15 protein-coding genes are annotated in these 9,446 nt (G+C 72.1%); 10 read left to right on the top strand and 5 right to left on the bottom strand.

What is annotated here, in order from left to right; genetic code table 11:
* Window positions 1-154: 154 nt before the first annotated feature.
* Window positions 155-769 (bottom strand): RNA polymerase sigma factor, encoded by a 615-nt coding sequence (locus AC2CHG_RS17395; RefSeq protein WP_484525123.1) that lies wholly within the window; start codon window positions 767-769, stop codon window positions 155-157.
* A gap of 178 nt (window positions 770-947) precedes the next feature.
* Between AC2CHG_RS17395 and AC2CHG_RS17390 the strand changes: the two genes are divergently transcribed.
* The 6 genes from AC2CHG_RS17390 to AC2CHG_RS17365 are packed head-to-tail and all read left to right on the top strand — an operon-like array spanning window position 948 to window position 3,780.
* The gene (locus tag AC2CHG_RS17390; RefSeq protein ID WP_013285194.1) at window positions 948-1,361 is read left to right on the top strand and encodes a YbaB/EbfC family nucleoid-associated protein; all 414 of its coding nucleotides are present in this window, start codon (window positions 948-950) and stop codon (window positions 1,359-1,361) included.
* Window positions 1,358-1,687, top strand: a complete 330-nt coding sequence (locus tag AC2CHG_RS17385) for a hypothetical protein (protein ID WP_262012144.1) — start codon at window positions 1,358-1,360, stop codon at window positions 1,685-1,687. Before AC2CHG_RS17390 ends, AC2CHG_RS17385 begins: the two co-directional genes overlap by 4 nt.
* A 3-nt stretch (window positions 1,688-1,690) precedes the next feature.
* Window positions 1,691-2,185, top strand: coding sequence for a WXG100-like domain-containing protein (locus tag AC2CHG_RS17380; protein WP_262012143.1), 495 nt, complete (start codon window positions 1,691-1,693; stop codon window positions 2,183-2,185).
* Window positions 2,178-2,705, top strand: a complete 528-nt coding sequence (locus AC2CHG_RS17375; protein WP_194800828.1) for an endonuclease — start codon at window positions 2,178-2,180, stop codon at window positions 2,703-2,705. The genes AC2CHG_RS17380 and AC2CHG_RS17375 overlap by 8 nt, the downstream gene beginning before the upstream one ends.
* Window positions 2,702-3,247 (top strand): SUKH-4 family immunity protein, encoded by a 546-nt coding sequence (locus AC2CHG_RS17370; protein WP_484525122.1) that lies wholly within the window; start codon window positions 2,702-2,704, stop codon window positions 3,245-3,247. The genes AC2CHG_RS17375 and AC2CHG_RS17370 overlap by 4 nt, the downstream gene beginning before the upstream one ends.
* Window positions 3,244-3,780, top strand: a complete 537-nt coding sequence (locus AC2CHG_RS17365; RefSeq protein ID WP_484525121.1) for an SUKH-4 family immunity protein — start codon at window positions 3,244-3,246, stop codon at window positions 3,778-3,780. Before AC2CHG_RS17370 ends, AC2CHG_RS17365 begins: the two co-directional genes overlap by 4 nt.
* A gap of 2 nt (window positions 3,781-3,782) precedes the next feature.
* Here the strand turns inward: AC2CHG_RS17365 and AC2CHG_RS17360 are convergent, their stop codons facing one another.
* Both AC2CHG_RS17360 and AC2CHG_RS17355 read right to left on the bottom strand, forming a co-directional pair.
* A complete protein-coding gene (locus AC2CHG_RS17360) occupies window positions 3,783-4,670 on the bottom strand; it encodes a hypothetical protein (protein ID WP_484525120.1) in 888 nt (295 codons plus the stop codon).
* Between the two features lie 47 nt (window positions 4,671-4,717).
* Window positions 4,718-5,332: a dihydrofolate reductase family protein gene (locus AC2CHG_RS17355; protein ID WP_262012139.1), complete on the bottom strand. Its 615-nt coding sequence runs from the start codon at window positions 5,330-5,332 to the stop codon at window positions 4,718-4,720.
* Window positions 5,333-5,490: 158 nt separating this feature from the next.
* Between AC2CHG_RS17355 and AC2CHG_RS17350 the strand changes: the two genes are divergently transcribed.
* The gene (locus tag AC2CHG_RS17350; RefSeq protein WP_484525119.1) at window positions 5,491-5,853 is read left to right on the top strand and encodes an ADP-ribosylation/crystallin J1; all 363 of its coding nucleotides are present in this window, start codon (window positions 5,491-5,493) and stop codon (window positions 5,851-5,853) included.
* A 40-nt stretch (window positions 5,854-5,893) separates the two neighbouring features.
* Here the strand turns inward: AC2CHG_RS17350 and AC2CHG_RS17345 are convergent, their stop codons facing one another.
* On the bottom strand, window positions 5,894-6,631 hold the full coding sequence (locus AC2CHG_RS17345; RefSeq protein WP_484525118.1) for a VOC family protein: 738 nt from the start codon (window positions 6,629-6,631) through the stop codon (window positions 5,894-5,896).
* Between the two features lie 144 nt (window positions 6,632-6,775).
* Between AC2CHG_RS17345 and AC2CHG_RS17340 the strand changes: the two genes are divergently transcribed.
* Window positions 6,776-7,201, top strand: a complete 426-nt coding sequence (locus tag AC2CHG_RS17340) for an iron chaperone (protein WP_262012136.1) — start codon at window positions 6,776-6,778, stop codon at window positions 7,199-7,201.
* A 40-nt stretch (window positions 7,202-7,241) separates the two neighbouring features.
* Here AC2CHG_RS17340 and AC2CHG_RS17335 read toward each other — a convergent pair whose 3' ends face one another.
* Window positions 7,242-7,967, bottom strand: coding sequence for a hypothetical protein (locus tag AC2CHG_RS17335; RefSeq protein WP_463839836.1), 726 nt, complete (start codon window positions 7,965-7,967; stop codon window positions 7,242-7,244).
* A gap of 194 nt (window positions 7,968-8,161) precedes the next feature.
* Between AC2CHG_RS17335 and AC2CHG_RS17330 the strand changes: the two genes are divergently transcribed.
* Both AC2CHG_RS17330 and AC2CHG_RS17325 read left to right on the top strand, forming a co-directional pair.
* Window positions 8,162-8,611 carry a MarR family winged helix-turn-helix transcriptional regulator gene (locus AC2CHG_RS17330; RefSeq protein WP_194800819.1) on the top strand — a complete coding sequence of 150 codons (450 nt, stop codon included), beginning with the start codon at window positions 8,162-8,164 and terminating at the stop codon, window positions 8,609-8,611.
* Window positions 8,608-9,423: an NAD-dependent epimerase/dehydratase family protein gene (locus AC2CHG_RS17325; protein ID WP_484525117.1), complete on the top strand. Its 816-nt coding sequence runs from the start codon at window positions 8,608-8,610 to the stop codon at window positions 9,421-9,423. Before AC2CHG_RS17330 ends, AC2CHG_RS17325 begins: the two co-directional genes overlap by 4 nt.
* Window positions 9,424-9,446 lie beyond the last annotated feature (23 nt).

Here is a 9,446-nt window from a genome sequence, read left to right as displayed (position 1 = left end):
GGCGAGGACCAGCCGCCAGGCCGGCCGCCGCGCCCGCCGAACCGGCGCGGCCTCCGTCGCGGTCAGCGCGCCGACCAACCGGGTACGCGCGGCGCCGAGTCGTTCGCCGGCCGGCAGCTCGGTCTCGTCGCCGAGCCGCTGGAGCAGTCTCATCTCATCCATTGCTCAGTACCTCCTCGATGGTGTCGGCCGGTTCGCCGCCGAGCCGTTCCCGCAGCAGCCGGCGCGCCCGGTTCAGCCGGGACCGCACGGTGCCGACCGGGATGGCCAGCGCGGCGGCGACCTCCTCGTACGTCAGTTCCTCCCAGGCGACGAGCAGCAGCACGTCGCGGTCGCCGTCGGCGAGCCCGGCCAGCGCGTCCAGCAGGTGCCGGCGCAGCGACCGCGCGGTCACCTCGGCGGCTACCCGGTCAGCGGGGGACGCCTCGGACGTCGCCGGGTGGTACGCCTGCCGCAGCCGGTACTCCCGTTCCTCGGTGCGCCGCTGCTGGGCGACGAGGTTCGTGGCGATCCCGTACAGCCAGGGGCGGGCGTTCGGACAGCCGGTGTCGAACCGCTCCCGGCGCCGGAACGCGGCGAGGAACGTCTCCGCGACCAGGTCGTCGGCCGCCGCGGAGCCGAGGCGCCGCGCCAGGTAGCGATGGATGTGCGGCGCGTGCCGGTCGAAGATCGCGGCGAAGGTCTGCGGTTCCCGTACGGACCGGCCGATGACCTCGGCGTCGGTGAGCGCGCCGACGTCGACATCCTTCGCCCGTCTCAGTCTTCTCATGCGCGGCCTCTCGGCGAGTGGGGACGTGTCACCTGTTGTCCGCTGCTCGCGTCCGGACGGTTCACGCCCGCGACGGTAGGCCGCTCGGACGGTCCGTCGTGGACCGTGCGGTCGTACGGGACGGAATCGCTTTGTCCGTCTCGGTTACGCTCGTGGCGTTTGGCCTTGGGGAGGTCTCATGAGTGCGGATCCTTCGATGAGCGGCGACTTCACCCGCATGCTCGACGCCACGATGGCGGCACTTCGGACTGTGGGTCCGCCGCCGGAGGGTGAGGCGGAGACGCCGGCGGTCGGCGAGGCCGCCGACGGGCAGGTCCGCGCCGAGATGGGCCGCGACGGCCGGCTCCACTCGCTGCACGTCGAGCCGCGGCTGATGCGGCTCGGCTCCGAGGAGCTGACCGCCCACATCGTCACCGCCGTCAACGCGGCGATCGACGGGCTGCGCGCCGGCCCGGCCCCGCAGGTCGCGGACATGTCGCAGCTACGGGAGCAGTTGCAGGAGGTACGGGACACGGCCGTACCCCGGCTCGGGTCGTTCCTCGACGCGCTCACCGAGGCGCAGGAGCGGCTGGCGCGCGGCGGGCAGCGATGAGCGGCGACGGCTTCGAGGTGCACCCGCCGCTGATCCGGGCCGCCGGGCGCGGCGTCACCGACGTGGCCAAGCGGTTCAACGGCGAGCTGGAGGCGTTCGAGGCGCGGATGCAGGGCTACGGCGAGCCGTGGGGCGCCGACGACATCGGGTCGCTGATCGGCATCGCGTACACCGAGGTGGCGAACTACATCTTCGACTGCCTCGGCATGGCCGCCGACGAGTTCACCTCCGCGGGCGCCGACATCGCGGGGATGGCCGACTCGTACGAGCGGGTCGACGAGGACGGCGCGGGCACCATGCGCTCGCTGGCCGGCGGGCTGGGGTGAACCGTGGGACTGCAACTACCCGGTGAGCTGGTCACCGCGCTCGGCTGGATCGGCTACACCTGGCCGGCGGCCGACGAGGAGAAGCTCTTCGAGATGGGCCAGGCGTGGCTGGAGTTCGGCGGCCGGATCGGGGCGGCGGCCGGCGAGGCGGACGCGGCCGCCGCGCAGGTGTGGACGCAGAACGTCGGTCCGGCGATCGCGGCGTTCCAGAAGTGGTGGGGCGGCGAGCAGAACGGGCCGCTCGTGCTGCACGACAGCATGCCCGCGGCGATGCTGCTCGGCGCCGGGCTGATCATCTGCGCGGCGATCGTGCTGGCGCTGAAGATCGCCGTGATCGTGCAGCTCGCCATCCTCGCGTTCGAGGTCGCCCAGGCGATCGCCACCGCCGTGGTCACGTTCGGCGCCTCGCTGGCCGAGATCCCGATCTTCCAGATCATCACCCGGGAGATCGTCGGCGCGCTCATCGACCAGGTCATCGGGAGACTGCTCGATGCCTAGCCCGAGGCGCGGCCGGGGCGCCGCCGCGAAACCGGCCGCCGGCAAGATCGTCCGCAAGGCGGTCGAGAAGCTGGAGAAGCCGATCGTCCGGGTCACCGGACCGAACCGGAGCCTGCCCACCAAGGTGGTCCGGGTGGAGCGCCGCGACTTCCACGCCACAGCCCAGTTCCGGCGCAAGATGGCCGCGCTGAAGAAGCTCAGCGACGACGGCAAGCTCTACAAGGCCACCAACCCGGTGCAGCGCGACAAGAGCATCACCGACGGCTACAAGGACCGGATCCGGCAGAAGATCTGGGACAAGTACTGGCCGCACGACAAGGACCTCGCCAACCGGCTCAGTCAACGGCTCAGCGACTACCATCCCGACCACGTGTGGGAACTGCAGCTCGGCGGGCCGGACACCGTCGACAACCTCAAACTGCTGCATGGTAGAACCAACACGGACATCGGCTCCCAGATCTGGGGGCAGATCCAGAATCTGCCGGACGGAACCCCGATCCGAATAGAGGTAGTGGATTGACTTCCGATCTCGCGCAGCTTCTCGACGAACTCCGCGCCGACCTGGCCGCGGACGAGCCGGCGAGTCTCGCGTACGCGCAGATCGGCGCGCCCGCCGACGACGGTGACGTGCCGGCGGAGCTGCCGGCCGGCCTGCGTGACCTGCTGCTCGCCGCCGACGGCCTGCGGGCCGGCGCGTTCGAGCTGGCCTCGACCGGCCGGCTCGCCGGGGTGCAGTACTTCCTCGACTACGCGCCCGGCTTCTCCCCCGTCCCGCAGAACAAGACCGGCTGGCTGGTAGTCGGCACGCGCAGCGACGAGCCGATCTTCCTGGAGCGGGCGACCGGCGCGGTGTGGTACTTCCCGCCGACCGGCACCGAATGGTTCATGGGCGACGCGTTCGAGGAGCTGGCGCCCGACCTCGACTCGTTCGTGCACTACTACGTGCTCGGCCCCGGCTACGCCGAGCTGGTCACCGACGACGACGCGTGGTACGCGTTCCTCGACCGGCAGGGCCTGCTCGACGACGCGGACGAGGTCGACGAGGACGAGGCGCAGCCGTGACGGTGACCCGGGAGCAGCTCACCGCGCTGTGGGGTGAGCGGGGCGTCATCTACTTCCCCGACCAGCGTTTCGACGCGATCCTCGGGCCGCTCGGGCCGGAGGTCTTCCCGCCGGACGGGGCGCTGCCGGTCGAGGTGCCGATCCTGTTCACGGTCGACGTCTCGGTCCCCGACGTGGAGCTGTTCTCGACGCTGTCGATCGAGCTGGGCGACCAGGGCCCCCGCCCGTACGTCGTGCTGGGCGCCTCCCCGGAGGACCCGGCACTGCTGTTCTGCCTGGACGCGGGTACCGGCGGGGTGATCCTGCTGGACCTGGAGACACCGAACCTGGAGACGGTGAACAGCACGTTCGCCGCGTTCGTGGAGTTCCTCTACCGGCTCGGGCAGCTCATCGCCACCGACCCGGGCGGGCGGGAGCGGGCCGCGCGGGCGGCGGCGATCCGCGACGACCTGCGCCCGGTCGACCCGGTGGCGTTCGCGGAGCCGGAGTCGTGGTGGAACATGGCCTTCGACGAGCTGGAGTCGACCGCCTGAGGTCAACCGGCCGCCGGCGCGGGCACCGCCGCGCGGTTCGCGCCGGTCAGCCCGGCGACGAGCAGCAGGTACGCGGCCAGCTCCACCGCCGCCGTGAGGGCCGGTACGGGCTGCGGCAGCATCCGCGTGGGTGTGATGGCGTACCAGGCGAACAGGGCGGTATCGGCCGAGTCCGGCAGGCGCAGGGCCTCGATGCCCGCGTCGAGCAGCGGCAACGCGAGCACCGCCAGCAGTGCCGCGCCGGTCGCGGCGAGCCGCCGGCCCTGGCCGGACAGCAGCACGGCGAGCACCAGCGCGGCGAGTGCGAGCGCCAGCGGCGGCAGCAGCGCGAGGACGAGCGCGGGCACGACGTCGACATGGTCGTACCCCGGGCCCTCCACCCGGGTCAGTGTGGTCCGGGTGCGGGTCTCCACGACCCGGTTACTGGCGGCGACGGCGACGCCGATGTCGGCGGCCCGGACGGCCGCGTACCCGACGACGGGCGCGGCGGCGACCGCCGCGGCGATCAGGCGCCGCCGCCGTCCACGCCCCCGGAACGCGACCAGCAGCACCGCCACCGCGACAAGCGCCGCCCAGCTCCCGGCGAACGCCGCGTCGAAGCCGGCCGTGACGTCGAAGCCGCTGTCGCCGCTGCCGTACACCGTCCAGCCGAAGTCCCCCGCGCCCGGCTCGGCCGGCATGGTGCGGACCGCGTCCACGATCAGCGGTACGAGCGCGGCCGGCACCGCCCAGCGCGGCGCCGGCAGTCCGGCGGCGACGGCGTAGCCGAGCAGCAGCGCCAGGCTCAGCACCTCCGCGCCGCGCCAGAGCGGTGCGGCCACCAGGACGCCGACGACGTGGGCGACGGCGGACACGGCCGCGAGGATCAGCAGCAGCGGGGCGCGACGCACCGGCGGATCCTTTCACGACACACCGGCCCGCCGCCGCCCCGTGGTGGTCAGTTCCCGGCCGGCACCTGGTCCTTGACGTCGTCGTAGCCGACCGCGCCCGGCGCCGGGGCCGGGGTGTAGATCACCCGGATCACGCCGGTCGGGTACGCCTCGGTCGCGGCCACCCGCAGGTGGTACGGCGCGTCGCCCTCGTCGAACAGCCGGCGGCCCTTGCGGGCGGCGACCGGGTGCACCAGCAGCCGCAGCTCGTCCACCAGGCCCGCGGCGAGCAGTTGCTGCACCACCGAGATCGACCCGGGGATGAGGATGCCCTTGATGCCGGCGTCGGCCTTGAGTGCGCGTACGGCGTCCACCAGGTCACCCTGGATCAGCTCGGAGTTGCGCCAGGAGAACTCCAGCGGCTGGCGGGACACGACGACCTTGCGCATGTCGCCGAGCTGCTTGGCGAACGGCGCGTCCTCACCGCCGGCTGCCTCCCGGTCCGGCCAGGCGCCGGCGAAGCTGTCGTACGTCTCCCGGCCGATCAGCAGCACGTCGGAGGTGTCGTAGTCCTCGGTGACGGCGCGGCCCATGTTCTCGTCGAAGTACGGGAAGTGCCAGTCGGGGTCGATCTCGGCGACACCGTCGGCCGAGATGAACAGCGTGGAGATGACAGTGGCCATCGCGGTGCTCCCTACCTGTCTGTCTGGGATGTCGACGGGTGGACCGCCGAGGCTTCGCGAACTCATCGCACCCGCTGTCGATTCTGCTGCCGAAACCCGATGGCCGGTCGCGGCGCGCCGCCGGTACGGTGCCACGACCGTCGCAGAAGGGACACGTCATGACGGAGACGACGACGCTGTGGCGCCCGACCGGCCCGCGGGAGCTCGACCTCGTCCGCGCCTCCGGCTGGCGGGCCTGGCCGCCGCGGCTGCCGGACCAGCCGATCTTCTATCCGGTGCTCAACGAGCAGTACGCCGTCATGATCGCCCGGGACTGGAACGTGCCGGCCTCCGGCGTCGGCTACGTGACCCGCTTCCAGGTCGAGCGCGCGTTCGCCGCCCGCTACCCGGTCCGGCGGGTGGGGGGCCGGGACATCCTGGAGCTGTGGGTGCCGGCCGAGGAGCTGGACGAGTTCAACCGGCACATCGTCGGGCCGATCGAGGTGGTCCACGAGTTCCGGCCGCCGGAGCGGGCGGTCTGACCGGCGCCGGGGGGGGGGGCCCCCCCGGGGCCGTGGCCGGTCAGCCCGGAGTGAGGACGCAGAACTCGTTGCCCTCCGGGTCGACCAGCACCCGCCACGGGATGTCAGCCCCGCCCAGGTCCGCGTCGGTCGCGCCGAGGGACCGCAGGCGGGCGGTCTCGGCGTCCAGGTCGTCCGACGGGTACGGGCGGACGTCGAGGTGGACACGGTTCCACCCGGTCTTCGCGTCGGCGGTGCGGGCGAACCGCAGGTACGGCCCGACGCCGTGAGCGGAGCGCAGCACCGCCTGCCGGTCGGTCACCTCGTGCACGGTCCAGTCGGTGGCCCGGCCCCAGAAGGCGGCCATGGCACGCGGGTCGGCGCAGTCGACCACCACCTCGGCGATCGGCCCGGTGTCCGCGTGCCGCGGGTTCGGCTCCCGTACGCAGAACTCGTTGCCCTCCGGGTCCGCCAGGACCGTCCACGGCACGTCGCCCTGGCCCACGTCGGCGGGGGTGGCGCCGAGCGCGGTCAGGCGCGCGACCAGCTCCGCGTGGTGCGCGGCCGAGGTGGTCGCGAGGTCGACGTGGACGCGGTTCTTCGCCGTCTTCGGCTCGGTGGAGACGACGAGGTCGATGTAGAGGGCGCGGGGGTCCGGGTAGGTGAGGTCCTCGGGTTCGAGGTTCGTCACGCCGGGGGCCTCGCTGGAGATCCCCCAGCCGAGTACCTTCGCCCAGAAATCGCCGAGCGCCACCTCGTCGTGGGCCTTCATGTTGATCTGTACGAACCGGGTTGCCATGGCGGCGATGGTAGGTGCCGCGCCGGGTCGCCGTGGTCCCGGCAGGTGATCAGGAATCGAGAAGCGCGCCGTCACCGCCGCGCCATAGCGTTGTCATCGGGCGGTCGGCACCACGCGGACCGCGAGTCACGAGGGGGGATCGAGATGTCCGACGGGTTCAGCGCCGAGGAACGCGCCGCGATGAAGGAGCGCGCGGCCGAGCTGCGCGCCGAGGGCAAGAAGGGCGCGAAGAAGGCCGACGACCTCCAGGCGGTGCTCGACCGGATCGCGCAGATGGCGCCGGAGGACCGGAAGCTGGCCGAGCGCGTGCACGCCACGATCACCGCCGCCGCGCCGGACCTGTCGGCGAAGACCTGGTACGGCATGCCCGCGTACGCGAACGCCGCCGGCAAGATCGTCGTGTTCTTCCAGGACGCGGGGAAGTTCAAGTACCGCTACTCGACAGTGGGCTTCCAGGAGGCGGCGAACCTCGACGACGGCGACATGTGGCCGGCGTCGTTCGCGCTGGTGCGGTGGAGCCCGGAGGTGGAGAAGAAGCTCACCGAGCTGGTGCGTACCGCCGTGTCCTGATCGTGCCGGCGGCGCGGCCAGGCGGGCGCGGCCGGCGACGTCAGCGCTGCCAGGAGTCGAGGCCGCGGACCGCGGCCCGGGCGATGTCGTCGGCCAGGCCGGGGTCGGTGCTGGTGCCCTCCCAGCCCTGGTCGTGCACGACAGTCACCGCGTCGGCGACCCGGATCACGAGGATCTGGCTGGTGCTCCGGCCCTGGGCCGGGCTGCCGTCCAGGCCGGTAGCGGGCCGGCTCACCGTGACCAGCAGGGCCTCGTCCCCGGTCCCGGCCATCGGCCGGGACACGACGGTGACGGTGCCGCCCGAGGCCTGGAACGACCGGCAGTCCGCCACCGCCCCGCGCACCCGGCGCAGGTAGTCGGCGGCGCCGGTGCCCTCGAACGCGAAGACGGTCTGGTGCAGCGTGCCGTAGGGGACGTTCTCCGGCGGGTCCTTCGGCTGCTTGTAGGTGCTCATCATCGCGGCGCTCGCGGTGACCGACCGACCGCCGCTGCGGAACTCCTTGTCGCACAGCTCGGGCAGCGCGTCGGCGACGTCGGTCGGCTGGGCGGCGGTCTTGCGCAGTTCCGGCGGCAGGTCGACGAAGGCGGACGTCGGGATCGTCACGGGCCCGCCGGACGACTGCGACGTCTCCGGCGTCGCGGGGGTGGTCGCCGAGGTCGCGCTCGTGCCAGCGGCGCCGCCGTCGTTCCCACCGCCGTCGTTCCCACCGCCGTCGCCGCACGCGCCGGTCAGCAGCGCGGTGACGAGCAGGGGTACGCCAAGCATTCGCCTACGGCGACTCGGTGTCCTCATGTCGACCTCCGTCCCGTGCCCGTCCCGACGACGTTCCCGATGCCACGCCGCCCGAAACGGCGCGCCCGTCCCTGCTCATCCAACTGCCGGGCACCCCGCCTCGTTCCGGCGCGCCGCCTCTTGACATGTCGTTAGGCACCTGACAATGTTGTCAGGTGCCTAACGACATGAACGCCTACGAGCTGGACGCTCCGGGCGTCTGGGCGAAGAAGTACTTCCTCGCCAGCCGGGCCCTCATGGAGTCCGTGCTGCGCCCCTACGATCTCGGGAACACCCAGTGGTACGTGTTGTACCGGCTGAGTGAGGGCCGGCCGGTCGGCCAGCGCACCCTCACCCGCGAACTCGAGGTCGAACGGGCGACCCTCAGCGCGGTCATCGCGGCGCTCGTCCGCAAAGGCCTGATCGAACAGGTGCCCGACCCGGACGACCAGCGTCAGAAGCAGCTGCACATCACGCCGGCCGGCGTGAACCTGTGGCACTCGCTCCCCGATCCGATGGCGTTGATCGCGGAAGTCGCCTTCGGCGGAGTCGACCCCGCGGACATCGAGACCATGAATCGCGTCCTCAGCGGCGCGACCAGACGACTCATCGACTACCGGAAGGAGCACGGATCATGACCGTTCTCGTGACCGGCGGAACGGGCCTCGTCGGCTCCCGCCTGCTCGGGCGACTCACCGCGGCGGGTGTCGAGTGCCGCGCCCTCGTCCGTCCCGGAAAAGTAGCGCCCGAAGGCGTACGGCGCGTCGAGGGTGACGTCCTCAGCCCCGAATCCCTGCCGGCAGCCGTGGAAGCCGTCACCGCTGTCATCCACCTGGCCGCTGTCTTCCGCACCCGCGACGACGACCAGATCTGGGCCGTCAACCGGGACGGCACCCGCAATCTCATCGCCGCCGTTGAGAAGCACGCGCCGAAGGCCCGGTTCCTGCTGGCCAGCACCTCCAACGTCTACGGTGCCGAGAGCACGCACCCCGGGCGTGAGGACGACCCCGTCGCGCCGACGCTCGCCTACCCCGCCAGCAAGATCGAAGCCGAGCATCTGCTTCGCGCCAGCGGGCTCACCTGGGGCATCCTGCGGCTTCCCTTCATCTACGGAGACCGGGACGGGCACCTCGAATCGTTGCCCGAACTCGCGGCCGGCATGGGGTGGCACCCGGCACAGAGACTGAGCGTCTGCCACCACGCCGACATCGCCACGGCGTTCGCACTGGCCCTCACGGGCGCCTTCGACAACCGCACCGTCAACATCGCCGACGAGTCACCCCTGAGCATCTACGAGATGTCCCAGCTCGTCGGCTACTCCTACGGCTCCTCCGCCGAACCGCTCAGTCAGCCGTGGCGGGGGCAGATGGACATCAGCCTCGCCCGCAGCCTCGGCTTCACACCGACGATCAGCACCATCTACGAGGCTGTCCGCAGCGGCGCGCTCTGACCCGGCGCCAGCATCAACAAAGG

Source organism: Micromonospora sp. ATLC20, from assembly GCF_057196585.1.
Note: the sequence above shows the minus strand (reverse complement) of the source record. Positions and strands in the feature narration are given on the sequence as shown.